15 protein-coding genes and 1 pseudogene are annotated in these 18,353 nt (G+C 71.3%); 1 reads left to right on the top strand and 15 read right to left on the bottom strand.

From position 1 onward, the window contains the following. Nucleotides 1–84 precede the first annotated feature (84 nt). From gatB to ACF088_RS01095, 5 genes are all read right to left on the bottom strand, one after another. On the bottom strand, nucleotides 85–1,593 hold the full coding sequence (gene gatB, locus ACF088_RS01075; protein WP_392373256.1) for an Asp-tRNA(Asn)/Glu-tRNA(Gln) amidotransferase subunit GatB: 1,509 nt from the start codon (nucleotides 1,591–1,593) through the stop codon (nucleotides 85–87). A gap of 16 nt (nucleotides 1,594–1,609) precedes the next feature. Then, a complete protein-coding gene (locus ACF088_RS01080; protein WP_030087700.1) occupies nucleotides 1,610–1,843 on the bottom strand; it encodes a hypothetical protein in 234 nt (77 codons plus the stop codon). Nucleotides 1,844–1,848: 5 nt separating this feature from the next. Then, nucleotides 1,849–3,342 carry an Asp-tRNA(Asn)/Glu-tRNA(Gln) amidotransferase subunit GatA gene (gene gatA, locus ACF088_RS01085; RefSeq protein ID WP_392373257.1) on the bottom strand — a complete coding sequence of 498 codons (1,494 nt, stop codon included), beginning with the start codon at nucleotides 3,340–3,342 and terminating at the stop codon, nucleotides 1,849–1,851. Nucleotides 3,343–3,347: 5 nt separating this feature from the next. Further along, nucleotides 3,348–3,644: an Asp-tRNA(Asn)/Glu-tRNA(Gln) amidotransferase subunit GatC gene (gatC, locus tag ACF088_RS01090; RefSeq protein WP_006602950.1), complete on the bottom strand. Its 297-nt coding sequence runs from the start codon at nucleotides 3,642–3,644 to the stop codon at nucleotides 3,348–3,350. Nucleotides 3,645–3,895: 251 nt separating this feature from the next. Next, nucleotides 3,896–4,705: a class I SAM-dependent methyltransferase gene (locus ACF088_RS01095; RefSeq protein WP_392373258.1), complete on the bottom strand. Its 810-nt coding sequence runs from the start codon at nucleotides 4,703–4,705 to the stop codon at nucleotides 3,896–3,898. A gap of 261 nt (nucleotides 4,706–4,966) precedes the next feature. On the opposite strand from ACF088_RS01095, the gene ACF088_RS01100 reads away from it, so the two are divergent. Continuing rightward, a complete protein-coding gene (locus tag ACF088_RS01100; RefSeq protein WP_392373260.1) occupies nucleotides 4,967–5,233 on the top strand; it encodes a hypothetical protein in 267 nt (88 codons plus the stop codon). 53 nt (nucleotides 5,234–5,286) lie between these two features. Here ACF088_RS01100 and ACF088_RS01105 read toward each other — a convergent pair whose 3' ends face one another. The 10 genes and pseudogenes from ACF088_RS01105 to ACF088_RS01150 all read right to left on the bottom strand — a co-directional run bounded on the left by ACF088_RS01105 (nucleotide 5,287) and on the right by ACF088_RS01150 (nucleotide 18,283). After that, nucleotides 5,287–7,395, bottom strand: a complete 2,109-nt coding sequence (locus tag ACF088_RS01105) for a putative bifunctional diguanylate cyclase/phosphodiesterase (protein ID WP_392373261.1) — start codon at nucleotides 7,393–7,395, stop codon at nucleotides 5,287–5,289. 156 nt (nucleotides 7,396–7,551) lie between these two features. Then, on the bottom strand, nucleotides 7,552–9,768 hold the full coding sequence (gene ligA, locus ACF088_RS01110; protein ID WP_392373262.1) for an NAD-dependent DNA ligase LigA: 2,217 nt from the start codon (nucleotides 9,766–9,768) through the stop codon (nucleotides 7,552–7,554). 31 nt (nucleotides 9,769–9,799) lie between these two features. Further along, nucleotides 9,800–10,813 carry a methionine synthase gene (locus ACF088_RS01115; RefSeq protein WP_392373264.1) on the bottom strand — a complete coding sequence of 338 codons (1,014 nt, stop codon included), beginning with the start codon at nucleotides 10,811–10,813 and terminating at the stop codon, nucleotides 9,800–9,802. A 303-nt stretch (nucleotides 10,814–11,116) separates the two neighbouring features. Then, nucleotides 11,117–12,538 (bottom strand): MFS transporter, encoded by a 1,422-nt coding sequence (locus tag ACF088_RS01120; protein WP_392373266.1) that lies wholly within the window; start codon nucleotides 12,536–12,538, stop codon nucleotides 11,117–11,119. A gap of 121 nt (nucleotides 12,539–12,659) precedes the next feature. After that, nucleotides 12,660–13,049, bottom strand: coding sequence for a MarR family winged helix-turn-helix transcriptional regulator (locus tag ACF088_RS01125; RefSeq protein WP_392373958.1), 390 nt, complete (start codon nucleotides 13,047–13,049; stop codon nucleotides 12,660–12,662). 144 nt (nucleotides 13,050–13,193) lie between these two features. Further along, nucleotides 13,194–13,883, bottom strand: a complete 690-nt coding sequence (locus tag ACF088_RS01130; RefSeq protein WP_392373268.1) for an SDR family oxidoreductase — start codon at nucleotides 13,881–13,883, stop codon at nucleotides 13,194–13,196. Nucleotides 13,884–13,930: 47 nt separating this feature from the next. Then, nucleotides 13,931–14,473: a TIGR00730 family Rossman fold protein gene (locus ACF088_RS01135; RefSeq protein ID WP_392373269.1), complete on the bottom strand. Its 543-nt coding sequence runs from the start codon at nucleotides 14,471–14,473 to the stop codon at nucleotides 13,931–13,933. A gap of 475 nt (nucleotides 14,474–14,948) precedes the next feature. After that, the gene (gdhA, locus tag ACF088_RS01140; protein WP_311622816.1) at nucleotides 14,949–16,325 is read right to left on the bottom strand and encodes an NADP-specific glutamate dehydrogenase; all 1,377 of its coding nucleotides are present in this window, start codon (nucleotides 16,323–16,325) and stop codon (nucleotides 14,949–14,951) included. Between the two features lie 774 nt (nucleotides 16,326–17,099). Next, a pseudogene (locus ACF088_RS01145) lies at nucleotides 17,100–17,435 on the bottom strand (DJ-1/PfpI family protein); the annotation flags it as partial. A gap of 137 nt (nucleotides 17,436–17,572) precedes the next feature. Beyond that, on the bottom strand, nucleotides 17,573–18,283 hold the full coding sequence (locus ACF088_RS01150) for a VC0807 family protein (protein WP_392373959.1): 711 nt from the start codon (nucleotides 18,281–18,283) through the stop codon (nucleotides 17,573–17,575). Between the last annotated feature and the right edge of the window lie 70 nt (nucleotides 18,284–18,353).

The raw sequence follows: 18,353 nt of genomic DNA on the forward strand, positions 1-18,353 counted from the left end.
TGGGCCGTACGACGAAGCGGCCGCCCTCCCGAGAAGTCGCTCTCGGAAGGACGGCCGCTCCGCGCCATCGGACGGGTGGGTACGTCAGCCCTCGACGCCCAGCTTCTCCAGGATCAGCTCACGGACGCGGGCCGCGTCCGCCTGGCCCCGGGTGGCCTTCATGACCGCACCGACCAGGGCACCGGCCGCGGCCACCTTGCCGCCGCGGATCTTGTCGGCGATGGCGGCGTTGGCGGCGATGGCCTCGTCGACGGCGGTACCGAGGGCGCCCTCGTCGGAGACGACCTTCAGTCCGCGCTTCTCGACGACGGTGTCCGGGTCGCCCTCGCCGGCCAGCACGCCCTCGATGGTCTGGCGGGCCAGCTTGTCGTTGAGCGAGCCGTCGGCCACCAGCGCGGTGACCCGGGCGACCTGCTCCGGGGCGATCGGCAGGGCAGCCAGGTCCACGCCGTCCTCGTTGGCGCGGCGGGCCAGCTCGCCCATCCACCACTTACGGGCCGAGGCGGAGTCCGCCCCGGCGTCGACGGTGGCGGTGATCAGGTCAACCGCGCCCGCGTTGAGGATCGACTGCATGTCGTGCTCGGAGATGCCCCACTCCTCGCGCAGCCGGTTGCGGCGCACCCGCGGCAGCTCGGGGAGCGTGGCCCGCAGTTCCTCGACCCACTCGCGCGAGGGGGCCACCGGCACCAGGTCCGGTTCGGGGAAGTAGCGGTAGTCCTCGGCGTTGTCCTTGATGCGGCCGGCCGTCGTGGAGCCGTCCTCCTCGTGGAAGTGCCGGGTCTCCTGGACGATCGTGCCGCCGGAGGAGAGCACCGCGGCGTGCCGCTGGATCTCGAACCGGGCCGCGCGCTCCACGGAGCGCAGGGAGTTGACGTTCTTGGTCTCCGAACGCGTACCGAACGTCTCGGTGCCCTGGGGACGCAGCGACAGGTTCACGTCGCAGCGCAGCTGGCCCTGCTCCATCCGGGCCTCGGAGACGCCGAGCGCCTTGATGAGCTCGCGCAGCTCGGCGACGTACGCCTTGGCGACCTCGGGGGCCCGCTCGCCCGCGCCCTCGATGGGCTTGGTGACGATCTCGATGAGCGGGATGCCGGCGCGGTTGTAGTCCAGGAGGGAGTGCCGGGCGCCGTGGATACGGCCGGTGGCACCGCCGATGTGGGTGGACTTGCCGGTGTCCTCCTCCATGTGGGCGCGCTCGATGTGCACCCGGAAGATCTCCCCGTCCTCCAGCTGTACGTCGAGGTAGCCGTCGAAGGCGATGGGCTCGTCGTACTGGGAGGTCTGGAAGTTCTTCGGCATGTCCGGATAGAAGTAGTTCTTCCGGGCGAAGCGGCACCATTCGGCGATGGAGCAGTTCAGCGCCAGGCCGATCTTGATCGCGGACTCGACGCCGATCGCGTTGACGACCGGCAGCGAGCCGGGCAGGCCCAGGCAGGTGGGGCAGGTCTGCGCATTGGCGTCCGCGCCCAGGGTGGTGGAACACCCGCAGAACATCTTGGTCTTGGTGCCGAGCTCGACATGGACCTCCAGGCCCATGACGGGGTCGTACGTCGCGAGGGCGTCCTCGTACGACACCAGGTCAGTGACAGTCACGGTGAAACTTTCCCTCTCAGCCCAGCAGGACGTCGTCGTCGCCCAGGCGCTTCAGTTCGCGGTAGAGGATCGCCAGGCCGGTGACGATCGCCGCGGCCGAGACGGCGGCGTCGATCAGGCGGAGCGTGTCGTTCTCCTGACGGGCCAGCTTGGCCTGCTTGGCGACGCTGAGGGCGCCGAACGCGGTGCTGCCGATGGACAGGTACAGCCCGCCCTTGGACTTCTTGAAGTTCTTGGCCTTCTTGGTCATGGCGCTCACAGTGCAGGTGCCTCCTCAAGCAGCGGGTGACCCCACTTGGCGGTGAACGCGGTCTCGACCGCGGCACCGACCTTGTAGAGCCGGTCGTCGGCCATGGCAGGAGCGATGATCTGCAGGCCCACCGGCATCCCGTCCTCGGGGGCCAGGCCGCAGGGCAGCGACATCGCCGCGTTGCCTGCCAGGTTGGTGGGGATCGTGCACAGGTCGGCGAGGTACATCGCCATCGGGTCGTCGGCGCGCTCGCCGATCGGGAAGGCGGTGGTCGGTGTGGTCGGCGAAACGATCACGTCGACCTGTTCGAAGGCCTTCTCGAAGTCGCGGGTGATCAGCGTCCGCACCTTCTGGGCGGAGCCGTAGTACGCGTCGTAGTAGCCGGAGCTGAGCGCGTAGGTGCCGAGGATGATGCGGCGCTTGACCTCGTCGCCGAAGCCGGCCTCACGGGTCAGCGCGGTGACGTCCTCGGCGGACTTCGTGCCGTCGTCGCCGACCCGCAGGCCGTAGCGCATGGCGTCGAAGCGGGCCAGGTTGGAGGAGCACTCCGAGGGCGCGATCAGGTAGTACGCGGACAGCGCCAGGTCGAAGGACGGGCAGTCCAGCTCGACGATCTCGGCGCCCAGCTCCTTCAGCAGCTCGACGGACTCGTCGAAACGCTGGATGACACCGGCCTGGTAGCCCTCACCGCGGAACTGCTTGACGACGCCGACGCGCATGCCCTCGACGCTGCCGTTGCGGGCCGCCTCGACCACCGGCGGGACCGGCGCGTCGATGGAGGTGGAGTCCAGCGGGTCGTGGCCGGCGATGACCTCGTGGAGCAGCGCCGCGTCCAGGACCGTACGGGCGCAGGGGCCGCCCTGGTCCAGGGAGCTGGAGAACGCCACCATGCCGTAGCGGGAGACGCCGCCGTAGGTGGGCTTGACGCCGACCGTGCCGGTGACGGACGCGGGCTGGCGGATGGAACCGCCGGTGTCCGTGCCGATGGCGAGCGGGGCCTCGTAGGAGGCGAGGGCGGCGCTGGAGCCGCCGCCGGAGCCACCGGGGATCTTGGTGAGGTCCCAGGGGTTGCCGGTCGGCCCGTAGGCGCTGTTCTCCGTCGACGACCCCATGGCGAACTCGTCCATGTTGGTCTTGCCGAGGATGACGACGTCGGCGGCCTTGAGCTTCTTGGTCAGCGTCGCGTCGTACGGCGGGAGCCAGCCTTCGAGGATCTTCGAGCCGACGGTGGTGGGAATGCCCTCCGTCGTGAAGATGTCCTTGAGCGCGAGCGGGACGCCGGCCAGCGGGCCGAGCTGCTCGCCGCGGGCGCGCTTCTCGTCCACGGCGCGGGCCTGGGCGAGCGCACCCTCACGGTCGACGTGCAGGAAGGCGTGCACCTTCTCGTCGACGGCCTCGATGCGGGCCAGGTGGGCCTCGGTCACCTCGACGGCGGTGACCTCGCCGGCGGCGATCTTCGCCGCGATCCCGGCGGCGGTGAGCTTGATCAGGTCTGCCATGTCGGTCACTCCTCCCCCAGGATCTGCGGCACCTTGAAACGCTGCTGCTCCTGGGCCGGGGCGCCGGAGAGCGCCTGCTCGGGGGTCAGCGACGGACGGACCTCGTCCGGCCGCATCACGTTGGTCAGGGGCAGCGGGTGGGAGGTCGGCGGTACGTCTTGGTCGGCGACCTCGGAGACGCGGGCGACCGCGCCGATGATGTCGTCGAGCTGTCCGGCGAAGTGGTCGAGCTCTTCTGCCTTCAGCTCCAGACGTGCCAGCCGGGCGAGGTGGGCGACCTCCTCGCGCGTGATGCCAGGCATGCAGCGATCCTCTGGTGTTCTGGGCGGAGTGTTCCGGGCGGAGAGTCCAGGCGGAGTCTTCTCGTCGAATGCTCCTGTGAACTTTTCCGGCCCAATCCTATGGCGTACGGAAGAGCTGCCGCGAAACCGTTTCGCCGGGGGCGGCCGTGAGCGCCGGGCGCGGGGCGATTTCACGGTTCTCCGGAGGGCGTCGCGGCCCTCGGTGCGCCGGCCGGGACGCGACACCCCGGCCAGGGATGGCTAGGGGGTGGCTAGCGGCCGTCTTCCACGGGCCGGCGGCCCCAGGCCGAGATCATCGGTGAGGTGGCGAGGTCGAGGCGCCCTGCCGCGATGTTGGCGAGGTGCTGCTCGATCTCCTCGTCGGTGGCGAGGCCCGCAGCGGTGAGCTTGTCGCGCACCTGGTGGACCGTGGCCGCTTCGAGGGTGTCGCACGCGGGCGAGGAGATCGGGAAGTAGGCGTCGGCCTCCACATCGGCGAGACCGGCCTCGCGCAGCAGCCGCGGCAGTTTGCGTCCGTAGGCGAGATCCGCACCGCGCTGCTGCAGCAGCTGACGGAAGCCGCTGCGCAGCCGGTTGGCGAGCTCCTGCTCGGGGCCGTACGCATCGGGGCAGATCAGCGGCTGCAGCGCGGGGTCGGCGTCCTCGATCAGCAGCCAGCCGCCGGGGCGCAGCGCCCGGACCAGGGTGCGCAGCGCAGCATCGCGGTCGGTGACGTGGACGAGGACGAGGCGGGCGTGGATCAGGTCGAAGGGACCGGCCGGGGGTTCGTCGAGGGCGACGTCGTGGCGGAGCACTTCGACTCCCCCGGCGGCGGCCGTGCCGGCCCAGGACACGTCGATGTCGGTGGCGAGCACGCGCCCGCGAGGTCCGGTGCGTTCGGCGAGCCACGCGGCGACGGTCGGTCCTCCGGCACCGACTTCCCAGCACCGCCACCCCTCGTCGATCCCTACCGCCTCGAAGTGCCGGAACGTCGAGGCGTCGAAGAGGGCGGACAGCGCGTCGAAGCGGGTACCCGCCTCGGCCTGGCGGTTGTCCAGAAGGTACCCGTTGCCCTGAACCATGCGCCGATCATGCCATGACCGAACCGCCGTGCGGTGGTGTCGGGCGGGCCCCAGGACCGACCAGGAGTGGTCACCGACGTGCCGGGACAACACGCCCGGAGACACCCGTAGGACACCCGTAGGACACAGGAACGTCCAGGGCCGTCCAGGGACGTCCAGGGCCGTCCAGGGACGTCCAGGAACGTCCAGGGACGTCTAGGGAGCCTCCCGCCCGGACGGTTCCTCTGCCTCCTCCGTCGCCTCGGCCCCATGGGAGGGGACATGTGCATCGGACGCGTCGGACGCGTCGGACGCGTCTTTCGTGCCGGACGCGTCGTTCGTGCCGGACGCGTCGTTCGTGCCGGACGCGACAAGGGCGCCGGACGCGTCACTCTTGCCGGACGCCATGCTCGCGCCGTACGCATCGCGGGCGCCGGACACCTCACCGTCGACCGGCGCATCACTGCCGGCGGACACCTCGCCGTCGCCGGGCACGTCGCTCTCGCCGCCGTCCGGCAGCCCGTGTTCATCGGGCCGGACCTCTGCTGAGGGCGTCTGTGCGGGTTCATCGGAGCGGGGACACGGGACGGCCGGTGGCCGGGTCAGTTCAAGACCTGTCCCGAAGGGCGCTCGGCGGCCTTCTCCGCCGCCAGGGCGGCCGTCTCCGATTCGCGCTGCCAGCCGCGCTCGCCGCGGGCTCTCAGCCATGCCGTGGTCTCGTCCGGTGGCATCGCGGCGGCCACCAGCCAGCCCTGTACGGCATCACAGCCCAGGTCGCGCAGCCGCTCCCAGGTCTCGTCGTCCTCGACGCCCTCGGCGACGACCAGGAGGCCGAGGGAGTGGGCGAGGTCGAGGGTGCAGCGGACGATCTCGGCGTCCTCGTTGTCGACGGCCAGCCGGGCCACGAAGGAGCGGTCGATCTTCAGCTCGCTCACCGGGAGCCGCCGCAGATGGACGAGGGAGGAGTAGCCGGTGCCGAAGTCGTCGAGCGACATCTTCACGCCGTGCGCGGTGAGCCCGGCGAGGGTGTCGGCGGCCCGCTGCGGATCCTCCAGCAGGACATGCTCGGTGATCTCCAGCTGGAGGGCGCCCGGTGGGACGCGATGCCGGGCGAGCCGGGCGGCGACCGCTCCGGCGAAGCCCGGGGAGTGCACATCGCGCGGGGAGACGTTGACGGCGACCGGCACCTCCAGGCCCATTGCGCGCCAGCGCGCCACCTGGGCGAGCGCCGTTTCGAGGACGTACTCCGTCAGCCGCGGCATCAGCCCGGAGGACTCGGCGATGGCGATGAATTCGTCCGGTGGCACCCGGCCGCGGTCCGGATGCACCCAGCGGACCAGCGCCTCCAGTCCGGCGACATGTCCGTCGAAGCCGACCTTGGGCTGGTAGTGCAGCTCGACGTCGCCGGCGTCCAGGGCGCGGCGCAGATCGCCCAACAGGCCCAGGCGGTCGGGGGTGTTGCCGTCCCGCTTGGCCTCGTAGAGCTCGACCCCGCTGCGGTCGCGCTTGGCCTGGTACATGGCCACGTCGGCGCGGCGCAGCAGCCCTTCGGCATCGAGGGCGTGGTCGGGGAAGACGGCGACCCCCGCGCTGGCTTCGAGCACGAGGGTCAGTCCGTCGAGGTCCAGCGGGGAGCCGAGGGCGGCGACGAGCGAGCGGGCCACCCGCTGGGAGCTGGTGAGGGAGTCGGTGGTGGGGAGCAGGACGGCGAACTCGTCGCCGCCGAGCCGGGCCGCCTCGGCGCCGCGCGGGAGGGCGTGCCGCAGGCGGTCGGCGATCTGCAGCAACAGGCGGTCGCCGGCCAGGTGGCCGAGGGTGTCGTTGACGGAGCGGAAGCGGTCCAGGTCGATGAGGACCAGCGCCGAGCGGGAGCCGACGCGCTCGGCGTCGTCCAGCGCGGTCCAGGTGCGCTCCAGCAGCCACTGGCGGTTGGGCAGGCCGGTGAGCGGGTCGCGCAGCTGCTCCTCGGCGCGGGCGCGGGCTATCCAGAGGGTGGAGTCCAGCGCGATGAGCGGAACCGCGAACAGCGGCAGCAGCAGCGGGGCGTGGAGGGCGCAGACGGCGATCAGCGGGGAGATGCCGAGCAGGGCGATGCCGACGAGTGCCTGGCGCAGTACGGCCGTTCGGGGGATGGCGGGCAGCTGGCCGGTGCGCGGGGCGAGGCTGACCCACAGGAGGCCGCGGCTGACGAAGAGGTAGCCGGCGGCGGTGACGACGACTTCGGGGAGGACGGAGAGGTTCCAGGCCGGCGGGGCCCAGGGGTGGCGGACGCTGGAGACCACGCCGAACGCGGCGAGGCCGAGCGCCGCGGCGCCGATGCCGAGGATGTCCACGGCACCGTGCACCATGGCCTGTCGCCAGCGGTGCCGCCGGGCGGCGCCGACCAGGACGACGACGGAGAGGCTGACGAGGGTGGCGGGCACCCAGCCGTAGAGCAGCAGGACGGCCAGGGACAGGGCGGCGCCGGAGCCCGTGCCGCCCCACCAGCGGTCCCGGCCGAGGGCGACCAGATGGCCGACGATGATGCCGGTGAGGATCGCCAGCGACCAGCCTATGGAGGCGCCGGGGAACAGCGCGTCACCTTCGCCGAGGGTCACGATGACGCCCGCGGCGAGCGCGAGGCCCGCCACGAGGACGATGGTCGCGGGCAGCGCGGGCACGACGAGCCGCCGGAGCCGCGACGCCGGAGCGGCGCTGTCGGTCGGTTTCATTCCGATCCCTCTCACAGCCGGCTGTGCCCGCGCCACGGCAGGCGCACTCCTCAACAGTAGGCCGCGGAAGGCCGCTACGGGCAGCGATCGACGACGGTTGCCCGAATGCGACCCGACGTCGCGGATCAATCTGGTATGCGCCGATGGGGTGACACCTCACTCCTCCTCAGGCGGAGTGACAGCTACCGCTCGCGCTGCGTCAGGACCCTGCTCCAGCAGCACCGCGAAGCCATCATCGTCCAGCACGGGGACCTTCAACTGCATGGCCTTGTCGTACTTCGAACCGGGGTTGTCGCCCACCACTACGAATCCGGTCTTCTTCGAAACGGAACCGGTCACCTTCGCTCCGAGGTTCTGGAGGGCCTCTTTCGCGCCATCTCTGGTGTGTGACTGAAGTGTGCCCGTTACGACGACGGTGACGCCTTCGAGGGGACGCGGGCCCTCCTCACCCGTTTGCTCCTCCTCCATTCGGACGCCGGCGGCCCGCCAGCTCTCGATGATCTGCTGGTGCCAGTCCACGGCGAACCACTGCTTCAACGAGGCGGCGATGGTGGCGCCGACGCCGTCGACGGCGGCCAGCTCCGTCTCGTCCGCGTCCCGGATGCGGTCGATCGAACGGAACTCCCGCGCCAGCGCCTCGGCCGCCACCGGGCCCACATGCCGGATCGACAGGCCCGTGATGATCCGGGCCAGCGGGCGCTCCTTGGCCGCCTGGATGTTCTCCAGCATGGCCAGGGCGTTCTTCTTGGGCTCGCCCTTCTGGTTGGCGAAGAAGGTGACGACCTTCTCCTCGCCGGTCTTCGGATCGCGCTTGGGCAGGCCGGAGTCGGGGTCGAGGACGTACGACTTGATGGGCAGCAGCTGCTCGATGGAGAGGCCGAAAAGATCGCCCTCGTCCTTCAGCGGCGGCTCCGCGGGCTCCAGCGGCTGGCTGAGCGCCGTCGCCGCGACATAGCCGAAGTTCTCGATGTCCAGGCATTTGCGGCCGGCGAGGTAGAACAGCCGCTCACGGATCTGGGCGGGGCAGGCACGGGCGTTGGGGCACCGCAGGTCGATATCGCCTTCCTTGGCGGGCTGCAGTGCCGTTCCGCACTCGGGGCACTCGGCCGGCATCACGAACTCCCGCTCGCTGCCGTCCCGCAGGTCGACGACCGGGCCCAGGATCTCCGGAATGACATCGCCGGCCTTGCGGATCACGACGGTGTCGCCGATGAACACGCCCTTGGCCTTGACCACGTCCTGGTTGTGCAGGGTGGCGAACTCCACCTCCGAGCCGGCCACCGTCACCGGCTCGACCACGGCATACGGCGTGACCCGCCCCGTACGGCCGACGCCGACGCGGATGTCGACGAGCTTGGTGTTGACCTCCTCCGGCGGGTACTTCCAGGCGATCGCCCAGCGCGGTGCCCGCGAGGTCGACCCCAGCCGCCCCTGCAGCCGGATCTCGTCCAGCTTGACCACCACGCCGTCGATCTCGTGCTCGACGGCCTCACGGCGGGTGTCGGCGTCGCCGTAGTGGGCGATGAACGCGCGCACCGCCGCCAGGGAGTCGACGACCTCGTTGTGTGTGGCCGTCGGCAGGCCCCACCCCTTGAGCAGGTCGTAGGCCTCCGACTGGCGGTCGATGTCCAGGCCTTCGCGGGCGCCGATGCCATGGACGACCATGTGCAGCGGGCGGCCGGCCGTGACCTTGGGGTCCTTCTGGCGCAGCGAACCGGCCGCGGCGTTACGGGGGTTGGCGAACGGCGGCTTGCCCTCGGCCACCAGCCGTTCGTTGAGCTCCAGGAACTTCTCCATCGGGAAGTAGACCTCCCCGCGCACCTCGACCAGATCCGGGATCCGCTCGCCCTGGAGGCGGTGCGGGATCTCGGCGATCGTCCGGACGTTGGGCGTGATGTCCTCGCCCGTACGGCCGTCGCCGCGGGTGGCGGCGCGGGTCAGCCGGCCGTGTTCGTAGGTGAGGTTGACCGCGAGGCCGTCGACCTTCAGCTCGCACAGGAAGTGGTAGCCGGCGCTCTTGGGATCACCGCCCAGCTCACCGGCGATCCGCTCGGCCCAGGCCGCCAACTCCTCGCTGTCGAAGGCGTTGTCGAGCGAGAGCATCCGTTCGCGGTGTTCGACCTCGGTGAACTCCGTGGCATAGGCCCCGGCGACCTTCTGGGTCGGCGAATCGGGGGTGCGCAGCTCGGAGTGCTCGTCCTCCAGTGCCTCCAGGGAGCGCAGCAGCCTGTCGAACTCCGCGTCGCTGACGACCGGGGCGTCCTTCACGTAATACCGGAAGCGGTGCTCCTCGATCTGCTCAGCGAGCTGCGCGTGCTTCTCCCGCGCCGCCGCAGGCACGTCGGATTGAGCTGCGTGCTGTTCGCCAGCCACCGTCTTGTCCTCCCGTGGTCCTTGAGTGCGGTCACTCAGGGTTGTCTGCGAGTGATCTCGCCGCCCGGACGCAGTGGGCGAGGGCCGAGCGGGCATAAGCGGGCGAAGCGCCCGCGAGCCCGCATGCGGGGGTGATCACCACGGACTCGCTCAGAGTCCCCGGCGTCAGCCCCAGCCTGCGCCACAGCGTCCTGACACCCATGACGCTACCGGCAGGGTCTGACAATCGGCTGTCCACGCCCGGCACCACGCCCGCGAACAGCGCCGTACCGCCCTCGACGGCCTCTCCGATCGTTTCTTCCTCACGCTCGGTGAGCAGGGAGAAATCGAACGAGATGCCCGTGACGCCCGCCCGCCGCAGCAGCCCGAACGGCACCTCGGGCGCGCACGAGTGGACGACCACCGGGCCGCCCTCCGCCACCGCGACAAGATCACGCAGCGCGCCCTCGACCACCGACCGGTCCACGGCGCGGTGGGTGCGGTAGCCGCTCGCGGTCTTCACCCGCCCCTGGAGCACGGCCGTCAGCGAGGGCTCGTCGAGCTGGAGCACGACCCGGGCGCCCGGCACCCGCCGCCGTACGTCCGCGAGGTGGTCGCGCAGCCCCTCCGCCAGGGAGGCCGCAAGGTCCCGGCAGGCCCCGGGATCGCCGACCGCGGCCTCGCCGTTGCGCATTTCCAGGGCGGTGGCCAGGGTCCACGGGCCGACCGCGGAGACCTTCAGCGGCCCCTCGTAGCCCCGGGTGAACTCCTCCAGGGCGTCGAGATCTTCGCCGAGCCAGGAGTGGGCGCGCCGGGTGTCGCGGCCCGGCCGGTCGCTGATCCGCCAGCCGCTGGGCTCCACATGGCCGTAGACCTCGACGAGCATCCCGAGGGTTCGCCCGATCATGTCGGCGCCGGGCCCCCGGGCCGGGAGCTCCGGCAGGTACGGGAAGGCCTCCAGCGATCCCGTGACGGTCTTCGCCGCTTCCCGCGCGTCACCGCCCGGCATCGACCCGATCCCGGTCGCCGCGCCCGCGGCCCACTTCTGCGTGCTGTTCTCGCTCACCCAGGCAGGGTATGCGGCGGGGCGGCGGGCGGGGTGGGCCAGGTGTGCGTACCGGACGCCCGCACCGGTGCGGGCGGCGGGGCACGCCCGGCATCGGGGCGCATCCGGCATTCGCACCACGTCGGGTATCGGGACACGTTGGGTATCGGGACTCGTCGGGTATCGGGACACGTTGGGTGTCCGGCCGGGGCGGCCCGCGGCGCTGTGCCCCGCCCCGCCCGGATGCGTACGGCGGACACGCTCCGGTACGTACCCACGGCACACAAGGCGGCGCAGATCCCTCAGGCCGGGCCGCGTACATCCTCACACCCGGGTGCGTATACCCAGCCGGGCGGCCACCGCCGCGACGGCCAGCGCACCCGCGGCCAGCACGAAAGCGTAGGTGGCACCCCGGTAGCCGCCGCCCGCGACCGCCAGCACCGCGCCCATGCCCGCGATGCCGACCAGGGAGCCGATCTGCCGGTTGGCGTTGAGGGTCGCACTGCCGATATCGGCGTGCTCGCGGCCCGCTGCCGCCATCAGCACACCGGTCATCGCCGGGGAGCTGACCCCGCCGCCGATATGAGTGAGGGCGAGCACCACCGCGAGCACCCCGTACGGCAGATGGGGCGAGAGGATCAGGGACAGCAGGACATAGCCCGCGGCGGAGAGCGCCAGCGAGGCGGTGAGCGCGGTCCGGTTGCCGATCCGCGGCCCGATCCGGGCGTAGAGGAGGTTGCCGAACGGGAGGACCAGGACGGCCGGCAGCATCTGCAGCCCGGCCGCCACCGGGCTCGCACCGCGCGCGGTCTGCAGGAAGAGCCCGAGGACGAACAGCACCCCGTAGAAGGCGAAGTTGAAGAGGAAGCCGACCACGTTGGCCGCGGAGAAACTGCTGTCGGCGAAGAGCGCGACCGGCAGGACCGGGGTACGGGCGGCCCGCTCCCGGAGGAGGAATCCGGCCGCCGAGAGCACGGCGACGGCACCCGCCCCCAGGACCAGGGGTGCGGACCAGCCCTTGCCGGGCCCCTCGATGAGCGCGTAGCTCAGCGACCCCAGGGCGAGCAGGCCCAGGGCATGGCCGCTGCCGCCGAGCGCCGTGCCGCGGGGCGGGACGGCGGCGATGACCCGCCGGGTGAGCAGCAACCCCGCCACGCCGATGGGGAGGTTGACGAGGAAGATGCTGCGCCAGCCGAGGGTGCCGACCAGGAGGCCGCCGAGGGTCGGCGCCAGTCCGACGGAGGTGGAGACGATCGCGGACCAGATACCGAGGATCTTCGCCCGGCGGGCCGGCTCCGGGAAGGCGTGCATCAGCAGCGACAGCGAGCTGGGCATGAAGAGCGCCGCACCCACGCCCTGGGTGAAGCGCGCCGCCACCAGGACGGCGCCGTTCGGGGCGACGGCGCCCAGCAGGGACGCGCCGGTGAACACGGCAAGACCGATGAGGTAGATCCGGCGGGCGCCGAACCGCTTGGCCAGCGAGCCGGCGAGCAGCAGCAGCGCGGCGAAGGCGAGGACATAGCCGTCGACGACCCAGGTGAGGCCGGACATGGTCAGCCCGAGCCGGGCCCGCAGCTCGCCCGCGGCGACGTTCATGATGCCGGTGTCGAGGCTCGCCATCACGAACCCGAGTGCCAGGACGAGGAGTTGAGGGCCGCTGCGGGAGGGCGTCCGGGGTGCCGGGAGGCCGTCGTCCGCCACCGCCGGGCGCGCGGTCCCGTCCGGTGCCGTGTTCTCAGTGATCATGAATTTAGTTAAAGCTGTATCCATCGCGCGGGGCAATGATTACAGCTATAACTTTACTGAACGCATACGAAGGAGGCCCCGGGAGATCCCGGGGCCTCGGTACAGCAGTACGGCGACGGAGTCAGTCGCCGCGTCCCAGCGCCTTCAGCAGGTCATCGCGCAGCGCGGCCCGCTCCTCGTGCGACAGATGGTCGAGCGGGGAGGCAGTTCCCATCCGCCGCAGCAAATCCTGTCGCAACTCCCGCCCCGCATCGGTGAGTACGAGCTGCTTGGCCCGCCCGTCCAGGGGGTGCGGCCGGCGCACGACCATGCCCTGTTTCTCCAGCTTGGAGATGACATAGGTGACATTCGGCGGCTCGCAGCACAGCACTCCGGCCAGCTCCCGCGCGGTCTTCGGCTCGCCGAGCTCCTCCAGCGCTTTGGCCTGCGTCGGCGTCAGATCGAGCTCGGCGATCCGGCTGCGCTGATGGGCGTCGAGCCGGCGGCTCAGTTCCGTGACGAGCCCCCGGATCTCCCGGAACCCGCACCCCGCCGCCGCGGTCGACTTCGCTTCAGTGGTCACTCCTGCAGCGTACGTCGCCGCGGCACAAAGCCTCAGCCGCCCATGCGTGAGGCCGTGCCGCTCGCCCGGTGCTCCGGGCGCACCAGCACGCTCCTACCGGCCGGGCCGCACCGACACGTCATTGATCTCCGCGTCCCGCGGCAGATCGATGGCCGTGAGGATGGCCGTGGCGACCGACTCCGGGTCGATCCAGCGGGACGGGTCGTACTCCTTGCCCTCCTGCTGGTGGGTGCTCTCCTGCATCGGCGTGGCCGTCCGCCCCGGGTAGACCGAGGTCACCCGGACGCCGTTGCCGTGCTCCTCCGCCCGCAGCGAGTCCGCCAGCGCCTTCAGGCCGTGCTTGCTCGCCGCATACGCGCCCCACTGGGGGTTCGCATGGAGCCCGGCGCCGGAGTTGACGAAGACGACATGCCCCTGGGTGACCCGTACCAGCGGCAGCAGCAGCCGGGTGAGCTCTGCGGGCGCGACCAGGTTGGCGGCGAGCTGCCGCTGCCAGGCCTTGGCCGGCAGATCGCCGACCGCGCCCAGCTCGATGACGCCCGCGCTGTGCACCAGGGAGTCGATGCGGTCCGGCAGCGGCTGCTGTCCGAAGGCCCAGGACAGCTTCTCGGGCAGGGCGAGGTCACCGACGAGCGTGCGGGCGCCGGGGAACTGCGCGGCCAGTTCCTTGGCCCGGACCGCGTTGCGCGCCAGCAGCCACAGGTCCTCCCCGCGCCGGGCGAGCCGCCGTGCGACCGCCGCTCCGATGCCCGACCCTGCGCCCGTGATCAAGTGCGTACCCATGGGGCCGATCCTAACGAGCGGGCGGCGGGGACGCGGAGCACGGCGGCTCAGGCCTCCATGCCCGCCTTCTCCTCCAGGTAGGCCAGCGCACCGACGCCGTCCGCCGCGAAGAAGACCAGGTCGGTGAGCGGAATCGGCAGGAACCCCTCCGCCTCCATCCGCTGGAACTGTTCCTTCAACCCGTCGTAGAAACCAGCGGTGTTCAGCAGCACCACGGGCTTGGTGTGCATCCCGTGCTTGCGCAGTTCCAGGATCTCGGTGGCCTCGTCCAGCGTGCCCGTGCCACCGACCATCACGACGACGGCGTCGGCGCGCGCCAGCAGCTGCGCCTTGCGCTCGGCGAGGTCCTTGGTGACGACCATCTCATCGGCGCCCTCGCGCGCCTTGTGCGCCAGGAACTCCACGGAGACCCCGATCAGCTTGCCCCCGGCGTCCTGCACCCCGTCGGCCATGACCTTCATCAGGCCGGTGTCCGAGCCGCCCCAGACCAGCGCATGCCCGCCCTTGCCGATCAGCTGGGCGAACTGGCGGGCGGGGGTGACATAACGGTCGTCGAGTTCGGCGGCGGAGCAGAACACGCAGATATTCATGCGGTCACCCTACGAGCCGGACGGCGGGACGGCGCCGGGCCGGGCGGCAGGCGGCCCGCAGGGGGACGCGCCGGGCGGCGGGCGGCCCGTAGGGGGACGCGCCGGGCGGCAGGCGGCCCGTAGGGGGACGGGCCGGGCGGCAGGCGGCCCATAGGGGACGGGCCGGGCGGCAGGCGGCCCATAGGGGACGTGCCGGGCGGCAGGCGGTGGCCCGTAGGGGGACGCGCCGGGCGGCAGGCGGCCCGTAGGGGGACGGGCCGGGCGGCAGGCGGCCCATAGGGGACGGGCCGGGCGGCAGGCGGCCCATAGGGGACGTGCCGGGCGGCGGGCGGTGGCCCGTACCGGGCGGCCGGCCACACGGTCGCTTCCCGGGGCCGAGCCGGGCCGGGCCGAGCCGCGGGGCGGTGCCTGCCCGTACCGCCCCGCCGCCCCTGCCCTCCCGTCTGGATCGGCCCCCGGCTGGATCAGCCCCTGTCTAGATCAGCCCCTGATCCAGCATCGCGTCGGCGACCCGCTCGAAGCCGGCGATATTGGCGCCGGCGACATAGTCACCGGGCAGTCCGAACCGTTCCGCGGTCTCGTAGCAGCGGTGGTGGATCGAGCGCATGATCGTCGCGAGCTCGCCCTCCGTCCGCTCGAAGGACCATGCCTCGCGCGAGGAGTTCTGCCGCATCTCCAGCGCGCTGGTCGCCACACCGCCCGCGTTGGCGGCCTTTCCGGGGCCGAAGGCCACCCCGGCCTCCTTGAGCAGCGTCACCGCCGCCGGGGTGGTCGGCATGTTGGCGCCCTCGGAGACCGCCTTGACGCCGTTACGGACCAGGATCCGGGCGGCGTCCTCGTCCAGCTCGTTCTGGGTCGCCGACGGCAGCGCCACATCGCACGCGACGTCCCACACCCGCCCACCGGGCACATACTTCGCGGAGACCCCGCGCCGCTCGGCGTACTCGCTGATCCGGCCGCGCTCGACCTCCTTGATCTGCCGCAGCAGCGCCAGGTCGATGCCCTTCTCGTCGACGACATAGCCGCCGGAGTCCGAGCAGGTCAGCACGTTGGCGCCGAGCGCCTGCGCCTTCTCGATGGTGTAGATCGCGACATTGCCGGACCCGGAGACCACCACCTGCTGCCCGTCCAGCTCCTCGCCACGCTGCTTGAGCATCTGCTCGGTGAACAGCACATTGCCGTACCCGGTGGCCTCCGTACGGGCCTTGGAGCCGCCCCAGGCCAGGCCCTTGCCGGTCAGTACGCCGGGCTCCCAGCGGTTGGTGATCCGCCGGTACTGGCCGAAGAGGTAGCCGATCTCCCGGCCGCCGACGCCGATGTCGCCCGCCGGTACGTCCGTGTGCTCGCCGAGATGACGGTGCAGCTCCGTCATGAACGACTGGCAGAAGCGCATGACTTCGGCGTCCGACTTGCCGTGCGGATCGAAGTCGCTGCCGCCCTTGCCGCCGCCGATGTTCAGCCCGGTCAGGGAATTCTTGAAGATCTGCTCGAAACCGAGGAACTTCACGATTCCCAGATTTACGGACGAATGAAAGCGCAGACCGCCCTTGTACGGGCCGAGCGCGCTGTTGAATTCCACCCGGAATCCCCGGTTGACGTGAATCGCTCCGGAATCGTCCTGCCAGGGGACCCGGAACATGATCTGCCGCTCGGGCTCGCAGATCCGCTCCAGGATCTTCGCCTCGGCGAACTCCGGGCGGGCCGTCAGCACGGGGGCCAGCGTCTCCAGCACCTCAAGAGCCGCCTGGTGGAACTCGGGCTCCCCGGGATTTCGCCGGACCAGCTCGGCGTACAGGGATGCCGGCCCGGTCCGGTGAATGCCGGGATTGACCTCAGATTGCACAGTCGACATGACTTCCGTTCCCTTCGTGGCCGCGGAGAGGCCGTCTGCGGTCCGGACCTGACGAGCCCTCACAAGTGCAACAACTCCCTGTGAGCCTTTATCGTCACCACTCCTCGACCCGGCAACCTTTGACGTCCCGTCGCGTTGCCGACTTTATGGGCGGCATCCCGCCGATCGACTGTGGGATGCGCGACACGCCGTTCCCTTACGCAATCCCGCCAACCCGCTGACGCCCCCAGCCCACCTCTCCCCCGTCCCATATCCGCAGGTCAGAGCACCAGCATCAGCCCAGCTGGCGACGCTCCCCGCGCCGCATGCCCCCGCTGCGGCATGCGCTGTGCAACACCTCACAGTTGACCGGCGAACCGTCTCCCCGCGCCTCACCGGCACCGAGGACCCCACCCACCCCTACACGGACACCGACGGACCCTATGATGCCCGGCATGTCCGTCATGCTCCCCACCACCCCCGCAAGCACCCACCGGCCCCACCGACCCCGCCTGACCGGCCGGGACCAGCCCACCCCCGTGATGCGGCTGGTCCCGGCCGGCCCGTCCCCCAGGACGTCCCGGCCCGGCCGGAAGATTCGGTGGCCCGCCTCATGACGGCCCCTTCCTCCCGCCGCCTCCGGAACATCCGGTCCTACGGCCTTTGCCCTGTGGCTCCGTCGCTCCTCGGACGGAGCACCTGGGGGGTTTTCGAGAAATGATCGCGTGGCGGGTCGGGGTGAGCTGACGGACGGGGCGTGGCGAGGAGCTGAACGGCTCCGGGATCGTGGGCGAGCACCGGCTCGTCGGCAAGGTAGGGCGGGGCGGGCTCGTACTGGATGTACCTGCGGACCGCGCGGGCGTGCGCACGGCCGTGGAGACGCCCGATGAGCCACAGGGCCATGTCGATTCCAGCCGAGACGCCCTGGCTGGTGACCAGGTTCCCGTCGACGACGAAACGGGCGTCGTCGACCACGGTGACCTCGCCCCTGGCCCGCAGGGCGTCCTCGAACTGGTAATGCGTGGCGACCCGACGGCCGCGCGCCGGGCCCGCCTCGTGCAGGAGCAGGGCTCCGGTACACACACTGGTCGTCCGGGCGACGTCGGCCGCGGTCTTGCGGATCCATGGGGACCGGGGCGGCGCAGAAACAGCACCATCTCCTGCGCGGTGGCGTGGGCGACCTCGCGGCCCAAGTCGTCCTCCTCGGCAATGGCCCACGCACGCCGCCCGCCCGTGGGTCGGGACCCTGCCCCGGGCCCCTGGGCGCTTCAGCTTCCGCTCACGGCCGGCACGGCGGCGGTCGTGCCCGCCATCGCTCCACCGTCCTGGTGGTCGCCGACGCGCTCCGCCTCGGCCCGGACCATCCGCTCCATCGGCTCGGCGCAGCTGCCCCCCGCAACGACCATCGCCAGCAGGATGGCGACCACCGTCAGCACGGTCCCCAGCCAGACCATCGTGTGGACCGGGACGGTGTAGGCGCCGATCACCCGCGCCACACACTCGACCAGCAGCACGGTCCCCCATATCAACGAGAACCTCCGCTCGGCCCGGCGGAACGGTGCGGACCCGGCCATCAGCCGGTCCCAGGCGACGTTCCGTGCCGCGTGCCCCTTCGTCACGAACGGCTTGAGGCCTGCGGTCATCAGGGGCTTCCCCAGGAACACGGAGACGATCATCGCTATGCCGACGACGCTGCTCACCCCGCTGTCCTTGGCGAGCATCAGCCGCGGATCGCCGGTCATCGTGCTCAGGGCCAGGCCCACGACGTTGACGACGAGGATCACCAGGGCAAGGCCGTTGACCCCGGCGCCCCGCGCCAGGCCCCAGACCGTACGCAGCGCCGGCACCACGCTGCTCCAGCCCAGCGCCGCGACCTCGCTCAGCCCGAACCCGTTGCGCAGGACGTAGTACGACGCCAGCGGAATCCCCACGTCCAGGACCAGCGGCAGCAGGCTCTGCGCCAGCGGATTCGGCGTCACGCCGTCCGCGGTCTGCCCCTGCTTGCCGCTCTGCTGCCGGCTCTGCTTCCGGCTCGGGCGTTGACTCTCG

Origin of the sequence: Streptomyces sp. NPDC015125 (assembly GCF_043080045.1) — a bacterium.
Taxonomy (GTDB): Bacteria; Actinomycetota; Actinomycetes; order Streptomycetales; family Streptomycetaceae; genus Streptomyces.